An 18557-nucleotide genomic window follows, 5' to 3' on the forward strand; every position below is an offset into this window, starting at 1 on the left:
GGCAACCAAAGTGATGCAAGACATATGTCTAATGACAAGAACAAAAATACAGATGGCATGAATAGTAATAACAGCAAAGCAACTTACGACACTATTATAATTGGCGCAGGTATTGCTGGCTTAACTGCAGCTCTCGAATTAGCAAAAGCCGATAAACAAGTACTGATACTTGATGCACAAGATGAAACAAAGGTTGGTGGCTTAGCCAGGAGTGCATTTGGCGGTATGGCATTGATAGGCACGCCAGAACAAAAACGAAGTAATATTATCGACTCACCAGCCATAGCATTAAAAGATTGGCATGATTTTGCTCATTTCTCCCAAGATGATATTTTCCCAAAACAATGGGCGAAGCTTTATGTGGAAAGCAGTTATCAAGATATTTACCACTATGTTAAAGATCTCGGTGTTAAGTTTTTACCGGCGGTAAACTGGGTTGAACGCGGTTTGTATTCAGGTGGTAATTCAGTACCTCGTTACCATGTAATATGGGGAACATCACTAGAGCTTGTTAATAAAATGCTGCTTGCGATTGCTCCCTTTAAAAATAAAAAAATTCACTTTAATTTTAATTGCAAAGTTAACAAATTTATTAAGTCTGATGAAGCGGTTATTGGCTGCCAAGACACTAACAGTAACCTGTACTTTGCTGATAACACTATCGTAGCAAGCGGTGGTTTTACCGGTAATTTAGCAAAAGTAAAAGAACATTGGCCTAAACACTTTGCACCAGCACCTGAAAACCTATTAAACGGTACTCACCCCAGTTGTGATGGCGCCATGCATGACGAAGTTAATAGTATCGGCGGAAATCTTACCCATTTAGATAAAATGTGGAATTATGCTGCAGGCATCCCTCACCCTAAAGCAACATTTGACCAACAAGGTTTAAGTTTAATTCCTTGTAAATCGGCTCTTTGGCTTGATAGCAACGGAACACGAATTGGTCCAGACCCTATGGTAACTGGATTCGATACCCATGAATTATGTCGGCGTATGAGTGAACAAAAAGACGGCTATGCATGGCAAGTACTTAATTGGAAAATAGCCAGTAAAGAGTTTGCTGTTTCAGGTGCAGAGCATAACCCAATGATCCGTGATAAAAAATTATTTACTATGCTAAAAGAAACTTTATTAGGCAATCATCGACTAGTAAAACAGATGCAAGAAGAGTGTGACCACTTTATCGTTGCGAATACTGTTAGTGAATTAACTAATAAAATGAATGCATTAACTCCAAAAAAACGTGTTAATAACGATGTTTTACAACAAACATTAGACGATTATGATGCCATTTTATCTCGACCTTCATCACAATGGAATGATGATCAAATAAGACGAATAGAACATGCTAGAAAATGGAAAACAGATAAATTAAGAACATGTAAACCACACCCTATTCAAGACGAAAAACACGGGCCTCTCATTGCAATTAAAGTAGCACTGATCAGCCGAAAAAGTTTAGGGGGTATTCAAACAAACCTGAACTCTCAAGTAGTCAACCAACATGCCCAACCAATAACAGGCTTATATGCAATTGGCGAAGCATCTGGTTTTGGGGGTGGTGGATCAAATGGTGAAAAATCTTTAGAAGGTACTTTTTTAGCCGGTTGCTTACTAACCGCTCAGCAAGCCGCAAAATATATCAATAACTTAGCGAGTATAAACACACAGGGAACCAAATAATGAAAAAAACAGCTGCATGGTTAACACAATACGCGTTAGAGCAAATTGGCGTAAAATATACTTTTGGTATTCCTGGGGTTCACAATACTGAACTTTACGATGAATTAAATAATTCTGATCTAATTACACCTAACCTAGTTATGCACGAAGGTCATGGTGGTTTTATGGCTGATGCGATTAGTAGAGTCACTGATTCCATTGGCACATTAGTTATCGTTCCAGCTGCCGGCGTTACCCACGCAGCAAGTGGAATTGCTGAAGCTTACCTTGATGGTATACCTATGCTTGTTATTACTGGCGGTATTCGTAACGACTCCAAATTTGATTATCAACTCCATGAACTAGACCAACTTAAACTTGTTGCAGGATTTACCAAAGCAGCGTTTAAAATCAACAATCATGATGAAGTTATCGACACTATCTATAAAGCTTATGATATCGCGACCTCAGGAGAGCCTGGTCCGGTATTTATTGAGATCCCTGTAAACTTACAACTTGATAAAGCCGTAATTAATGCACTACCAACTTACGTTAAGCCCGAACAAGCAGCTTTATCAGCTAGCATGCTAACGCAAATTGAAAATGCAGCTCACATGCTAATGAAAGCGAAGAATCCTGCTATCTTTGCGGGCTGGGGCGCGGCTCATGCGAGTAGTACCTTAATTGATATTAGTGAAGTGATTGGCAGCCCTGTTGCGACGACTATGCAAGGAATTAGTGTATTTCCGGCAAACCATCCGTTACATACAGGGTTTTGTTTTGGCCCTGCTGCTGTCCCTGCGGCTCAAAATGCATTTAATAATGCTGATTGTGTGTTAGCTATTGGTACACGTTTTGGAGAAATAGCGACCGGCAGCTTTGGTGGTCAATTACCGCAAAATTTAATTCATATCGATATCAACCCTGATGTTTTCGATGCCAATTATAAAAGTGCAATTGCTATTGAAGGTGATGCTAAACAAATTTGTCAACAACTGCTTAGCACGCTAAGAGCTTTAGGGGTAACTACAGATTTTTCTGAGACAGCTAAAAAAATTGCGGCGGATAAAAAATATTATCGTGAAACATGGTATCTACATGACTCAAAAGATAAGGTAAATCCAGCTCTATATTTTGACGAACTTAGGGCACAACTTAGTGATGATGCTCATATTGTGGTAGACGATGGCAATCATACATTTTTAACAGCTGAGCTGATGCCTATTCACCAAGCCTATGGTTTTATTTCACCTACAGATTTCAACTGTATGGGTTATGCCACGCCAGCAGCTATTGCGGTGAAAATGGCTAAGCCACAACAAGAAGTGCACGCTATTGTTGGCGACGGTGCGTTTATGATGACCGCAACTGAATTAGCGACTGCAGTTAGCCAAAATTTAGGGCTTGTTATTGGTGTATTTAACGATGGGGAGCTATCTCAAATAGCACAAGCACAGCAAATTCCTTACAACCGAAAAACATGTACAGTATTACCACAAACTAAACTTAAAGGTTTAGCGATGGCAACGGGTGCTGAATATGTACGCATTGAAAATAACAGTGACATTAAAACGGGGTTAACGAAAGCCAGAAGCTTAGCTCAACAAAATAAAACGGTTATTCTAGACATCAATATTGATTATTCTAAAGCAACCGCTTTTACCGAAGGCGCCGTTAAAACTAACTTGACACGTATGCCTCTGCCAACCAAAGTACGTATGGTTGGTCGCGCCTTGGTTAGAAAAGTAACCGGATAGCTACTCTTTGCTATGTTCAATATTTAGCACCTTTTTTAAAGGGTCTAAATATTGTTCAAAATGCTTCCATTGTTCGGTAGCGCTTTTATATATCGGCTGTCGAACTTGTTCCGAACTTGGTGTTTTAATATTACGTTTAGTTTTATGAAAATCAATACATGACTGTTCAAATGGTAGACCACAAAAATCAAGTATTCGGTGCACCTGTTTATCTAAATCATCAACAACATCTTCATGGTTAACCGTTAAAACAAAATCAGGTAATACTTCATGCCAATGGTTCATTAACTTTAAATAAGCTTGATAGTAACGACCAATATCTTCTAACTTGTAACTAAAGTCTTGTCCTTCCGCGAATAATTGTTTGAATCCGCTAAAACAACAAGCCATTGGCGAGCGTCTAGCATCAATAATTTTCGCATTTGGCAGTATTAATCTGATCAAGCCGATATGCAGAAAATTATTAGGCATTTTATCAATAAATAATGGCGCTTGTTCGCGGTAGACACGCGTTTCATCAATAAATTGCTGCCCAAAACGTTTAAAGTAATCTGGGTTTATCTCATGTAAATTTTTAGGATATTGACTTTCTTTATTTGTATCTACGTTTGAATTACGTCCTCTTAACCGAGAAGCTAAACCTAAGATATTATGCAGTTCCATGGTGCCATCTACTTGGCTATGAGAAGCAAGTATTTGTTCAAGCAGAGTAGATCCCGCCCTTGGCAAGCCAACAATAAAAATAGGATCTGGTGAATCTATACCTAAGTGACCACGGCTTTCAAATAATTCTGCGGTGCAATATTTTATTTGCTCTTCGACTTGTTGTTCTATTTTACTGATATCGAAACCATTTATTTCATGCTGAAGTTTATTGCCTTGTTGATAATAGTGAAAGGCTTGTTGGTATTGAGCTCTATCTTCAAAAGCCTTACCTGTGGCAAAGCTCAGTTGAATTTCATCTACTATTGGTAAGTTTTTATTACCTTGTTGTGCCTGCATCTCTGCGATTTCATCATCGCTAAAGCGATAGGTTTTAGTATTCGCTAAACTCCAAAATGCATCACCATAACTTGGGTTTATTTGATAGGCTTTTTGGTAAGCTAAAACAGCTTGTTTTATCTCGCCTTTCGCTTTAAGTGCGTGGCCTAATTGTAAATGAAAACCTGCTACGTTGTTTCCTTGTGAAATAGACTGTGCAATAGCTTGCTCAAAAAGAACAATAGCCTCTTCTATTTTACCCAGCCCAGTTAACACATTAGCTTTAGCAACTGTAAAGGTAATATTATTGGGTTGAGCATTAAGTAATGTCTCAACTTGCTGTTCAGCCGCTTTATATTTGCCTAAGCGAATAAGTAAGTTGAGGTACTGAGAACGCGCATAAAGGTGAGTTGGCTCTAACTCAAGCGCACTAGCGAGAAGAAACTCAGCATCATCATAGACTTTAAGTTCCATCCCTATTTCAGCCAACAAACACATTCCATCAATATGACGCTTATTGTTCTGTAGAAAATGTCGGCAAATCTGCTCTGCTTTTAATAATTTCCCTTCATGCATTAACTCAGTTACCGCAAGTAAAGCTGGCGGTAACTTTTTTAATCTTTCTAATTGGTTTGCCGTTTTTTGAACATTATCTTGTTGACCTGCATCTCGGTACAGTTCAATCAATTCTTGCCAACTTGCCACTAAACTAGGATTAAGTTTCACTGCATGTTCAAATGAGAACATCGCACTTTTAGGCTCTCCTAAGGCGATATTGATAAATCCTTTTTCTTGATTAGCTCTACTGTGATGCTCATCAAGCTTAAGTAGTTCACTAATGCTCACTAAAGCTTGAGCGAAGTTTTTTGCATAACGCTGTGCAACAGAAATTAAATACCATAGCTCAACTTGTTGTGCTTTTTCTGTGTTGTTTGTCTGGAGTTTTTTACTTGCTAAAATAGCGTCATTGAATTTTGCTGTTTGGATCAATTGTTGAATTGATTTTAATTGTGTTTCAAATGATTGAGGCGATGTGGTGTCCAATGACTTAGCTCCGTGAAATATAAGGTTTAATAGCAATTCAATTAATTACTTTGTACTTTATCAATAAAAAGCCGCTTGAAACAAATATCAAGCGGCTTTAGTACACTTAATTAAGTATCAGTCTTATGACTTTTACTTAATTTTATTTTCTATTTATCTTGTTATTTAATAGAAGTCATACGAAAATCTAAAGCCAATAGTACGAGGTCTATTAGAAACCACTTTAGGCGTAAACTGCTGAGTATCAATATACAATATTGCACTCTCATCCGTTACATTATCGATAAATATTTCCGCTTTCCATTCATCATTAGTAACACCAAAGCTTAAATTAGCCAAAACATAACTGTCTTGTATGTAACGGCCACCGGCAAAGGTTTCACCATTTCTGTCTTGATAATTAACACCTGAGAAAACATCAGCTTCTTTTTGTATACTTAAACCTGAACCAGTACCGTAAATTAAATTAGTGGCATCTTCTACCACATAAGCATCCATACTCATCCCTGCAAGTCTATCGCCAGTGTAACTTATAGAGCCATTAATATAACCGGTCATATCGTTAGCAATTGAATAAAAATACTGTGCTTGTAAGTTACCTGAGAATTCAGCTGAATAAGGTAATCGACTACCTACGGCTGGAGCAATACCGGCAAGCTGACTATTGACTGATGTTAACTCAGTATCAATATAACTAAAGGCACCTGATATTATTAAGTTATCTGTGGCTGCCCAAGTAAAGTCACCATCAATACCTCTTATTTCTGCTTCACCAACATTATCAGTAAATACTAAGAAACTAATATTTGTAGGGTCGTAACGTGATGTTTGCAAATCAGATATCTCTGAATAATAAGCTGTGGCATTAAAGCGTAGTGATTGATCAAATAATGTTGATTTAAAACCAATTTCAAAATTATCTAAGCTATCAGTAGTTGAGTACACTGGAATACGGAAGCCGTCAAAAGCACCTTCTTGACTTGTCGCTGCCCCACCACCTACTCGGTTAGTCACTGGAGGTCTAAAGCCTTCTGAATAAGAAGCAAAGAGCATCACTTTATCTGATACCTTCCAATCAATCGAGGCTTTAATAATGGTGTCATCTACGGTTAACGTACCATCATCATCAAGTAAACTAGTGTCTAATTGTCCGCTAGCAATGGCTGCTTGTATAGCTGCAGCTTCTTCTGCACCGAAAAACTCAGTTAAGGCTTCATCGCTACCATCACCAAAGGCTCTTAGTCGACCACTAACATCATCCCCGGTAGTCGCGCCTTTATAAATATCATCTATTTGATACCAACGGGCACCAAAACTTGCTGTAACAGTATCAGTTATATCAAATTCTAACTGCCCAAAAACAGCAATTTGGTCAATAGTATGGGTAACATCATTAACAAAACTTACTTCAGAAGCAAAAGGACCTCCATCACTATTTGTGCCTTCAGAGCCAGCAAGAATTTTTGCCATATTAGGGAATTTATCTGTACTCGCTATGTTAAATTGACCAACGGTTGATAATTCTTGAGAATCATAAAAAACACCGGCAGTAACACGCCAGCGGTTTTCAGCAGTAGTACTAAATCTAAGTTCATGCGTAATTCGTGAAGTGCTAGTTTCTTCTTTATAATATTTAGTTGGATCAAGACATTCTTGTTCAGATTCAACTACACCTGCATAATTACAAACATAATAAGCAGAGAATGAACCACCATTAGTATAACCAGTGTAATCAATGGTTGAATTGATATCTCTATCTAAGTAACCACCAGTATAAACAATATCAAGGTTTTCAAGACGACCTTCTAGAGTCCACGTTGTTAGACCAAAATCATCATTATTGTTTTCTGGAATAAAGCGATTAGTTGATGATTCGCCTTCCAAATTAGGATCATAAGCAAACACCCCTTCAGTATCGAGTGATTGTTGCGTATGTTGAACTAAAAGCTCCCAATCATCATTGATGAGGTAAGATAAACCAAAACGTGCGCCCGCATAATCTGCAGTGTTAAAATCGTCTTCAACTAACGCGGCATTTTTCGGCGATATAATAGGAACACTTTCTGGATTAGTTAATGCGCCACCTGAAATGCGACTAATAACTTCAGCACTCCCTCTATAACCGCCTTCCCCAGGAACATTGAGTATATTGTCTATCCAACCACCTTGATGATCATTATAGGTAGCAACACGAATAGCTAATGAATCTGTTAACGACATGTTGATGTAAGCTTCAACAGAGTTACTCATATCACCGCCTGACGTAGAGCCAGTACTCGTATCAAAACCAGCAGAAAAACCATCATGGCTTGGTTTGTTAGTGATTATACGAACTGTGCCTGATTGAGAACTAGCACCAAAAAGCGTTCCTTGAGGACCCGGTAAAACTTCTACACGTTCCACATCACTTGCGTAAACATCTAAATTACGACCTTGCATCGATACAGGCTGTTCATCTAAATAAAAGGCAACTGAAGGTTGTAATGCTTGCACTGATGAAACTGAAATGTTCGTTTGTGTCGTTGCCGCGCCACGAATATATATTTCATTTTGTCCAGGGCCTGTGCCTTGGAAAACAACATTTGGTAAAAATTCTACATATTGATCAAAATTTGAAACGCCGAGTTTTTCTAAACTATCACCTGTTAAAGCAGTAACGGTAACAGGAACATCTTGAATAGACTCTGCTCGTTTTGTTGCTGTAACTTCAATTATTTCAATTTTTGATTTTTCTGGTGTTTTTACTTCTTCAGCATGGAGAGAGCCAGATGCGGCTATAGCTGTTAACACTGCTGCATGCAGTTTTGTTAATTTCATATTATTATCCCTTTATTATAGTGATTCTATTTTTCAATTATGTTTCGAGTTGATATTATTAGAGTTCTAATTAAATTTTTATAAGGGCTATCTTAACAAAATAAGCAATCTTTTTCAAAGACGCATATAATGCTAAACTGCACGGGGAAGTTATATATAATGTATGATTATCTACAGCGTGACCAAAATAAAAATAATATCAATACAAATTAAATCCGAGGAATTAAATTGCCTACTACAGTTCAGAGTCACTTAAATAAGAAAGTATTTATTGGTGCTTCGTCAGTTATCATTGCCCTTTTACTCTATACCGCCTTGCTCCCTAAACAAGCACAAGACTTATTTACACTTATTCAGGCGAGCATTATCGATAACGGCAGTTGGTTTTATGTCCTTACCGTGGCCTTTATTTTCTTTTTTGTTGTTTTTTTAGGTTTCTCTCGCTATGGAGATATTCGTTTAGGGCCTGATCATGCTACTCCTGATTACTCTATAGCTACCTGGCTTTCAATGCTTTTTGCTGCTGGTATGGGCATTGGCTTAATGTTTTTTGGTGTCGCTGAACCATTAATGCATTATTTATCGCCGCCAACAGCCGAAACAGGTTCAGTTGAAGCCGTTCGTGAAGCAATGAAAATGACATTCTTCCATTGGGGACTTCACGCTTGGGCAATTTATGCGGTTGTTGCGTTAGTATTAGCTTACTTTAGTTACCGTCATAATTTACCGCTGACATTACGCTCTGCTTTATATCCCTTAATTGGCGATAGAATTTATCAATGGCCTGGGCATTTAGTGGATATTTTTGCCGTTGTTGGTACCGTGTTCGGCGTTGCTACTTCGCTCGGTTTAGGGGCTTCTCAAGTTAACTCTGGTTTTAGTTATTTATTTAATATTGATATATCGACAACAAACCAAATAATTATTATGTGCGCTATAACTGCATTAGCTGTTATATCTGTAGCAACGGGTTTAGATAAAGGTATAAAGATCCTATCCGAAACCAACATGATTCTGGCCGTAATATTATTATTATTAGTTTTTATTCTAGGCCCAACCGTGTTTTTATTGCAGGCATATTTGCAAAACATGGGCGATTATTTGGCAGATATAGTACACAACACTTTTAATTTATTTGCTTATAAAAAGACAAACTGGATTGGCGGTTGGACTATTTTTTATTGGGGATGGTGGCTTGCTTGGGCGCCATTTGTTGGCTTATTTATTGCTCGAATTTCTCGTGGACGTACCATTAGAGAATTTATTATCGGCGTAATGCTGATACCAACTCTATTTACTTTATTTTGGATGACGATTTTTGGTAATAGCGCTATTGATTTGGTTCATAATCAAGGGGTTGTTGCCTTAGGGGAGATGGTAAGCAAAGATTCGTCCGTTGCATTGTTTGTGTTCCTTGAAAACTTCCCATTAAGCCAAATACTTTCTTTTTTCAGTGTATTAATGATTGTAATATTCTTTGTTACCTCATGCGATTCAGGCGCCATGGTGGTTGATATGCTTTGTTCGCATGGCAAAAACAACACACCTCTTTGGCAACGTATTTATTGGGCTGTGGGTATTGGTGTAGTTGCCAGTATACTTTTACTTGTTGGTGGACTCAATGCACTACAAACAATGACTATTGCTAGCGCATTACCTTTCTCTGTGGTGTTATTATTGGCCATTTTCGGTTTCGTCAAATCATTGAGAATTGAAGCCTTTAAACAGGACAGTCAACTAATTACAGCTATCCCTCATGCAAATAATGAAAATAACGATAGTTGGCAATTACGCTTAAAAAATATTGTCGATTTTCCAAATAAAACCAATGTGAATAAGTTTATTAGCCAAACGGTTAAGCCTGCATTTGATTTAGTCGCTAAAGAGTTACAAACAAACCAAATACAAGTGGAGATTTCGAACGACGATGGACTCACCTTAATTGTTAATCATGGTGAAGAACAAGAATTCATTTATCGAGTGCTGGCTCGCAAGTATGCACAACCTGACTTTATCCATGAAGCTGATGAGGATGAACAAAGCTATTATCGTGCTGAAGTTCACTTAAGCGAAGGTGGGCAAGATTATGATATTATGGGTTGGTCTAAAACCTCAGTGATTAATAACATTATTGATCAATATCATAAACATTTGCACTTTCTACATTTATTACGTTAGCCCTATGAAACGTCAGTTTTGTTAGCAATACTGGCGTTCATTGCATTTAGCTCTAATACTGGCGCAGCATCAATTTCATTAGCATCCATCATTTCAGCAAGTCGCTCAAGTGAAGATAATAATTGTGACTGCTCCCACTGTGCTAGATTAGAAAAATTTTCAATAAAATGTTCTTGAAGTGCTTGTGGGGCATTAAGTAAAAGGGCCTTGCCTTGGTCTGTTAAATACAAACCAACTTTACGTTTGTCTTGTGTATCTCTAACTCTTGAAACAAGGTTTTTATTTTCTAAACGATCAAGAATATTAGTTACCGTTGCTGCACTTAAGTTAACACTTTTAGCGACTTGACTAGAGTTTACCCCTGACATTTTATCAATTTCTAACATAATTAATAATTGTGGGCTGGTTAAACCTGAGGTTTTACTCAAGTGCTTTGAATGTAAATCTATCGCTCTAATCACTTTTCTTAAAGCGATTAATAACTCTTGATGCTTTTCCATGAAAAACTACTTTTACTTAAATTTCCCTTAGTTTAATCAAAATTAAAAGTAGTGCCTAGACAAATTATGAAATAGGCACCTTTATCAAGTAAAAACATAGTTTTTCTATTCATTGCACAAAATATAGCTAACTATGATGGCTAAGTTAACTCTAATAATTAACTTAATTAATATCAGTAAGTTAATTATTATTTGCCATCTGATTATGTTCTAATACTGATGGTTTATATAGTTTTAACAATACACGTCGATCATAAAAACTCATTTTTCGTTCGTTATTGGCGACAACAGGTGACTTTTCCCCAAAAGCAAAAGTTGCTATTTGTTGTTCATCAACACCTTGCGCCATTAATAGTGTTTTTACTGAATTGACTCTGGCTTTTGACAATGCTTGATTATGTACTTCTTCGCCCGTTAAATCTGTATAGCCTGACAAATCAATTTTCATGTTTGGGGAGTTATTTAATATACTTGCTAACGCTGCCACTTGCTCTTGATAATGTGCAGCAATATCACTTGAGCCAGTCGAAAACTGCAAACTCATTAATAGTTTCTCTGCTTGTAACTGCCCTTCTTTTTTTTGTTGGTTTTCAAGTGCAGCTAACTGGTATTGATAAGATTCTTCTAAGTGCTGTAATTTTTCTTGGTATTGTTGTTTAGTCTGCTCACTCGATAATTGATAAGTTTGCTTTTCTTGTAACAGCGTTGCTGTTAACTCTTCGTTGTCATCATTCGCGTTCATTAACTTCGCAATTAAAGAGCCGCCTAAACCTGCGATAATGACACCTAAAGGCCCTGCGGCAATCCCACCAATTATAGCGCCTGTACCAAAACCAATATTTTCATTGTTCGTTTTTGATTGCTGCTTTTCGGCTAACGTTAACTTTTTATCAATGTCATTTTCAAACGCTGAAACTGAGGTGCTAGCAATTGTAGTCGCAAGTATTGTAGCAAGTAATATTTTTGTATAATGATTTGCTGAATTAGCTTGTACGCTTTTTGTTTGCTGCTCTTTTAACATAGTAGGTTGCATGTTTGTCATAATATTTTCCTTTTTCATATTGGCTATAGTTGAGTAAACGTTTATGTGTTGTTTGTTGACGTAAGCTATTAAAGCTTAATAAAAAGGCCGTAATATGTAGTAATAAAGGCAAATCGGTGAGCAATTGTGGCAACAATATGGCAATTTCAAAAATAAGGCGCGAAAATAGTAAAAGTTAGATATAGTCGAAGACCACGGTATTGTTTCAATGTTTTTCACCATTCAATACGTTGTTTTCTGTAACATTATGATAAAGACTATTAACTCATTACCTTTATCAAAAATTATTAAAGTATTTATAAATGACCAAACGAATTGCTATTGTTGAAGATGAAGCCGCTATACGTGAAAATTATGCTGATGTATTGCGTACCCAAGGTTATCAAGTGCAAACTTATGCCTGTCGAGAAACAGCAACACAAGCTTTCAATTTACGTTTACCTAATTTAGTTATTTTAGATATTGGTTTGAATCAAGAATATGAGGGTGGATTTGTTTTATGCCAGCAATTACGCGCCAAATCAGCGAGTTTACCCATCATTTTCTTAACCGCTCGCGATAATGATTTTGATACGGTGTCCGGACTTCGTATTGGTGCAGATGATTATTTAACAAAAGATATTAGCTTACCGCATTTAACTGCGCGTATATCAGCTCTATTTCGTCGCCAAGAAGCCTTTAAACAACCTATTAACAATGATCATATTACCCAAACAGGATCCTTAACTATTGATAGCCAACGTATGACCATTACTTGGCAAAATAAATCAATTGATTTAACGATTACTGAGTTTTGGTTAGTACATGCACTAGCCAAGCACCCTGGTCATGTTAAAAACCGTACTCAATTAATGACCGATTCAAAAATTTACGTTGATGACAGCACCATAACATCACATATTAAACGTATACGTAAAAAGTTTATTAAAACCGATGAACATTTTGACTGCATTGAAACCGTTTATGGTATGGGGTATCGCTGGTTAAGTGAAATCAATAACACTGACGCGTATGCCCAATAATAAGTTTTTTCAACTACGCATAGGTTTAAGAGCAAAAGTATTATTACTTTCTAGCTTTCTTTTTGTCATTCCTTGGTTTGGCTATCAATATGTATGGGAAATGGAAAAGTATTTACGCTTTGGGCAAGAGCAAACACTAGTAGGCACTGCTAGAGCATTAGCGACAGCATTACATGAACGTGAAAATTTATTTAACAACCAAGCCAGTTTTTTACCTAGCGTAGAACAAGGTAAAGATTTATACGGCTATCAGTTCACTGAAGCGATCCAACTGGACGGCTTATCTAATGATTGGACAAATTTTTCACAAAGAGCCCATTTTTACAATCAACAACAACAGCTATTTGCAAATGAAGCCTTAAGCTTGAACTTTAAGGCAAGTGTCGGAAAATATGACAAATATTTATATCTATTTTTTCAAGTCGTTGATAATAAAGTCACCTTCCGTGGTAAAAATAACCGTAGTATCACTAACAATGATCATTTAGCCCTATCATTTAGCGACACTAACAATGAGTTAAATCGTTTTATTATCAGTAATAAACAAGCCGGTTGGATATCAGCCTTTAGCATTACTGATGATCTTGATGATATCCCTAAGCCAGCGCCGCAGATCCAAGGGCACTGGTTACTAACACCTCAAGGTTATAATATTGAATTACGTGTTCCGTTAAAAACGCTAGGTGATAAAATTGCCTTTGCTTTTTTTGATGTTGATCGCCCTCTAGGAGATGCTATTTCCGCTATTGGCTCTGCTGATCCAAGCAAGCTCAATAGTTTGGGTACCATATTAGTTCCTTCGCCTGAAATTGAACGTATTGTAAAAGGTATGCGCTATACTAATTCGAGTATCTGGGTTGTTGACCAACATCATAGAGTACTCGCCAGTGCAGGCTCGTTAAAGTCGGCTAGTGGTGTTTGGCACACGAAAGAAAATCCCCTAGATGAGCAAGAAGAAAATAGTTTATGGTATCAATTTAAACAACAAGTATTACTGCCCTTATATTATAAAGTACTCACAAAACCCCCAGCAGATTTCATTGACAAAATTTACGATGAAGGTCACTTAAGTGGCGAGCATATTGTTAATGCACTATCAGGCAAAGCTAAATCTCAGTGGCGATTAACAACAGACAAACAAGCATTAGTTTTATCTGCCGCCTACCCTATTTTTATTAACGAAAAAGTGCAAGGTGCGGTGATTGTAGAAGAAACAACTAATGGTATACGTACTTTAAGAAACAGGGCTTTAGAAAAGCTGTTTACTGTAATTTTAGCCATAATGACCTTAGGGGCATTAACCTTTATTATTTTTGCTACACGCATTTCATCACGTATTCGACACTTATCTAACCAAGCCGAACACGCCATTGATCCCCAAGGACGTATTATCGGCAAAATATCGCCATCTAATAGTCATGATGAAATTGGTGATTTGTCACGTAGTTTTACCACTGCCGTTAATCGACTTAGCGAATATAATCACTACTTAGAAAGCATGTCTTCACGTTTATCTCATGAATTAAGAACGCCTATTGCAGTGGTAAAAACATCTTTAGAAAATCTTGCTATACAGGAAAAGCAAAAATTATTAACTGATAACACAACAGGCAAGTCTATCGAGAGTAATCCCTATATTGAACGAGCGCAAACAGGCATTAATACATTAAACTTAATTTTAACAAACATGAGCGAAGCAACTCGGCTTGAGCAAATGTTATCTAGCACAGAAAAAATTGATTTTGACTTAAATACCGTTGTTTCTGGCTGTATTGCTGGTTATCGACAAGTATATAAAGAGCATACTTTTATATTAAACACTGACCTTGCTAAGTTAACGTTTAAAGGCTCACCAGAGCATATTGTGCAATTACTAGATAAAGTAGTCAGTAACGCTGTAGAGTTTAGTGAAGATAACATTGTAACTTTTGACTTAAAACAACATGACGAACAGGTGACATTATTAATTCATAACAATGGTATTCTATTACCTAAACTGTTAAATGAAAGCTTATTTGATTCGATGGTTTCCTTACGCGAACATTATTCAGCTAATAAAAAAATCCCCGAACAGCCTCATCTTGGTTTAGGGTTATACATTGCTCGATTAATCTGTCAATTTCACCAAGGTAAAATTAGTGCATATAACCATCACTCACCTGACGGTGTAACGATAGAAATTAGCTTACCATTAAAGCTTATTCGCTAAGTTGAATGGCTAAAGCTAGGTCACTAAAGTTAAGTTTTAATATTAGCTTCCTAACTTTAGCGCTAAAGTTAGGAAGCTAAAGTTAGCAACTTGTGCAAATTAATTTGTTAAACTGAAAGTATCATCCTATTAAAAATAAACCGCATGAGCTTAACCAATAAGTTTTTTTCTTTGCTTGGCTTTCCTGAGCCGATTTCTTTAAAGCGCTTCAATAGTAAAAATTCATTACCCGAAAACGTCGTTTTATTAAGTATAAGTAAGCAAATTAATTCGAATATTGAACAAGCCTTACTTCAACTACCAACTAATATAATTAAAAGTGCTTCTGATTTAACCGAAAAATCTATTGCAGCACTTATTATTGATGCAACCAATTATATTGATGAAAGCAGCTACCAACAATTATATTTAACTGTTAAAAATACTCTTAGGCACCTAGATAGCAATGCAAAAATATTAATTATTGCTCATGCACAATCACCCAATAAAAATGTAGATGAAAATACCTTTAGTCAGTCATTAATAGGTTTTAGTAAAAGTTTAGCTAAAGAAGTTGGCAGAAAAGCTAGTACTACTAATATTATTTTTATTGCTGATGAAGCCCATGATAGTCACTTAGCATTATCAAACCCTATAAACTTTTTTTTATCGAGCAAGTCATCCTTCATTAGCGGCCAAACATTAACCATAAATGCTGTAAATAATTTGATAAATCCTCCCTCAAAGACGAAAAAAATAGCGGTAGTCACAGGTGCAGGGCAAGGAATAGGCTCCGCTATAGCTTCAAGATTATTTGATGAGGGATATTTTGTAATAGGCATCGATATAGAACCAATGAAAATACAACTCACCAATGTGATGAAAACATTACAAGGTGAAAGTGTCATTTTAGATGTATCAGCAAATGATGCCGGAAGTAAACTAGTTACCTTGGCTAAACAGCACGGTGGTTTTGATCTAATAGTACATAATGCGGGTATAACCCGAGATAAAACATTAGCTAAAATGCCCGAAAACCTCTGGCAACAAACCCTTAATATAAACTTACTTTCAGTTATGCGTATTAATAAAGCATTATTAATGGAGCAGTCCATTAACCAAGGTGGACGTATCATCTGCTTGTCTTCTATGAATGGTATCGCTGGCCAAGGCGGACAAACTAATTACGCCTGCTCTAAAGCTGCCATTATTGGTTATGTTAAAAGTATGAATACCAAGTTAGCCCGTGAGAAAATTACTATCAATGCCATAGCTCCAGGCTTTATTGAAACACAAATGACTAAAAAAATGCCTTTTTTTACCCGTGAAATGGGAAGAAGAATGAATGCCTTAGGACAAGGAGGTTTACCTATTGATGTTGCAGAAGCCGTTACTTTTTTAGGTGATGAGCTTAGTTTTGCTATTTCTGGGCAAACTCTTCGGGTATGTGGATTAAATATAATAGGAACATAATGTACTATTATTGAAATTTTACGCGTGGCTTCAGATAGATTTAAATTTATAGCTTGATATTTACAAATGGCCAAATAGTACTGTTATTTGCTTTTTACCATGCTTGTAATACCATTAATGTTGTAAAGTTATGTAAAGTTATGTAAATTTCACTAAATCAGTTATTATATGGTGAACTTATTACGAGCAATACACTCTATCTGCAAGTACAATAATAACCAGGTTAACTTAACTGCTTAAAATGTGAGTAATCTAGCTAAGGGTCAATATTGCCCTAAATTTAATGTTCTGATAGTGGTAATTTATAAAAGGTAAACAAATGACAAACAATAATTCTCTATATTTTCAATTTAAACAAAATATACCGCTATGGTGTGTTCTACTATTTTCATTCACGTTAATGAGTTGTGGTGGTAGTTCTAGTTCTAAAACAGGCTATGTGCAGTTATATAACTTATCGCCAAACGCTCCTGGAATATATTTAACAATAGATAAATATGATGATGATGATTATGTTGAACAAACATATTCTGCAATATCATTTACGAACACGAGTAGTCGCTTTTCTTATGAGCCTGACACTTATGATATTGAGTTAGCTTGGCAAAACGAGTTTGGAAATCAAAGCGATTTAGAAATTGTTTATGAAGACCAACTAAAAATCAGTAATGAAAGCGTTGAATTTATTGTTATCTCAGAAGACATTAAAGCACCACAAGTTTTAGTTTATGAACTTCCTGTTCGAGACGATGATGAGCTAAATGATGATAGCGATGATGACCTTTTCAATATTAAAGTGCTCAACATGCATAATTGGTCAGCTGGTTTAGATTTCTATTATTCAGAAGCTGATGAAACATTCAATGAAGCTCAACTACTAAATAAAACTAGTTACACTGAATTGTCTGAAAACCAAAAATTAGATCAGGATAGCTATATTTTCTACATTACGTCAGCAGGTGAAAGTGACGTTTTATTTACTTCAGAAGATATCTCATTTCCTTACGCATCTGAATATATCATCGTAATTAGAGCAAATACGGGTGTTGGTTCATCGCCATTCCTTATCGATGTTGTATCTACTTCTACTACACAAGAATTTACAGATTCTGGTGCTGAAGCTAGCTACCGTGTATACAATGGTATTGTAGAAAATGAATTACTACCTGGCTATGAAAAAAATATCGATTTTCACATCAATTCAATTGATGAGACACCAGAAGTTGCTTCACTTGGTTATGGCGAATTTAGTCCATCAACTATTATTGAATCAGGTGATTACAGTATGAATGTCGTTTCATCTGAGAATCAAACTAAGATCATCAGTAACCACCTATTACCACTAAATGAAAATACTGACAAAACTATCTTCCTTTACTTGTTAGAAGAAGCTGTAGATGAAGATGGGGATGGTGATATCGATGAAAATGGTGATGGTTATATTGATGAATTAGAAATCACACTGAATTCACTTGTTGTGACTAATAGTACTTCTGAAAATATTTATAGTCATGCAATGACAGTAATTAACTTAATTGACCAAGATGAAATCATTGACGATTTTTCTAGTGTTAAAGTTTATTTTGTTTTAAATGATGAAATAATTGAAACAGCATCACAAAGTTTAACGACTATTTTTGCAGTACCAACTACCGCTCAACTACTTAACAATACATACTCTATTTATGCTATTGGTAGCCTTGATAGTAGTAACATAGTGCTAGCATCAACTCAGTTAACACTTGATGAAGATAGTACAAACCAATTTATTATTTTAGAGAAAGATGCTGATAGTGCAACTGGATATAAAATGACCTTTACTAATCAAAGTAATAATTAATATTATTCGATAAGTAACTGAAGATAAAAATTAAAAAGCCTACTTAAAAT

11 protein-coding genes are annotated in these 18557 nt (G+C 36.2%); 7 read left to right on the top strand and 4 right to left on the bottom strand.

The window, feature by feature from the left end; all coding sequences use genetic code 11:
* Nucleotides 1-24 precede the first annotated feature (24 nt).
* Entirely contained in the window at nt 25-1686 is a 1662-nt protein-coding gene (locus GQS55_RS12415) for an FAD-dependent oxidoreductase (RefSeq protein WP_236559632.1), read from the top strand.
* On the top strand, nt 1686-3422 hold the full coding sequence (locus tag GQS55_RS12420) for a thiamine pyrophosphate-binding protein (RefSeq protein WP_159820819.1): 1737 nt from the start codon (nt 1686-1688) through the stop codon (nt 3420-3422). The genes GQS55_RS12415 and GQS55_RS12420 overlap by 1 nt, the downstream gene beginning before the upstream one ends.
* On the opposite strand, the gene GQS55_RS12425 is transcribed toward GQS55_RS12420, so the two are convergent.
* Nucleotides 3423-5447, bottom strand: coding sequence for a tetratricopeptide repeat-containing sulfotransferase family protein (locus GQS55_RS12425; protein WP_159820820.1), 2025 nt, complete (start codon nt 5445-5447; stop codon nt 3423-3425).
* 165 nt (nt 5448-5612) lie between these two features.
* The gene (locus GQS55_RS12430; protein WP_159820821.1) at nt 5613-8264 is read right to left on the bottom strand and encodes a TonB-dependent receptor; all 2652 of its coding nucleotides are present in this window, start codon (nt 8262-8264) and stop codon (nt 5613-5615) included.
* 222 nt (nt 8265-8486) lie between these two features.
* On the opposite strand from GQS55_RS12430, the gene GQS55_RS12435 reads away from it, so the two are divergent.
* Nucleotides 8487-10442, top strand: coding sequence for a BCCT family transporter (locus GQS55_RS12435; protein ID WP_442872196.1), 1956 nt, complete (start codon nt 8487-8489; stop codon nt 10440-10442).
* 2 nt (nt 10443-10444) lie between these two features.
* On the opposite strand, the gene GQS55_RS12440 is transcribed toward GQS55_RS12435, so the two are convergent.
* Both GQS55_RS12440 and pdsO read right to left on the bottom strand, forming a co-directional pair.
* Complete coding sequence (locus GQS55_RS12440) at nt 10445-10942, bottom strand: MarR family winged helix-turn-helix transcriptional regulator (RefSeq protein WP_159820823.1); 498 nt, start codon at nt 10940-10942, stop codon at nt 10445-10447.
* Nucleotides 10943-11123: 181 nt separating this feature from the next.
* Nucleotides 11124-11984, bottom strand: coding sequence for a sortase-associated OmpA-like protein PdsO (gene pdsO, locus GQS55_RS12445; protein WP_159820824.1), 861 nt, complete (start codon nt 11982-11984; stop codon nt 11124-11126).
* Between the two features lie 302 nt (nt 11985-12286).
* On the opposite strand from pdsO, the gene pdsR reads away from it, so the two are divergent.
* The 4 genes from pdsR (at nt 12287) to GQS55_RS12465 (ending at nt 18507) form a co-directional block, all read left to right on the top strand.
* Nucleotides 12287-13006, top strand: coding sequence for a proteobacterial dedicated sortase system response regulator (pdsR, locus tag GQS55_RS12450; RefSeq protein ID WP_159820825.1), 720 nt, complete (start codon nt 12287-12289; stop codon nt 13004-13006).
* Nucleotides 12972-15215 carry a proteobacterial dedicated sortase system histidine kinase gene (gene pdsS, locus GQS55_RS12455; protein ID WP_328698836.1) on the top strand — a complete coding sequence of 748 codons (2244 nt, stop codon included), beginning with the start codon at nt 12972-12974 and terminating at the stop codon, nt 15213-15215. The genes pdsR and pdsS overlap by 35 nt, the downstream gene beginning before the upstream one ends.
* 144 nt (nt 15216-15359) lie before the next feature.
* A complete protein-coding gene (locus GQS55_RS12460; RefSeq protein WP_159820826.1) occupies nt 15360-16667 on the top strand; it encodes a 3-oxoacyl-ACP reductase in 1308 nt (435 codons plus the stop codon).
* 319 nt (nt 16668-16986) lie between these two features.
* Entirely contained in the window at nt 16987-18507 is a 1521-nt protein-coding gene (locus GQS55_RS12465) for a hypothetical protein (RefSeq protein ID WP_159820827.1), read from the top strand.
* Nucleotides 18508-18557 lie beyond the last annotated feature (50 nt).

The organism is Colwellia sp. 20A7, assembly GCF_009832865.1.
In the GTDB taxonomy this organism is placed as follows: domain Bacteria; phylum Pseudomonadota; class Gammaproteobacteria; order Enterobacterales; family Alteromonadaceae; genus Colwellia.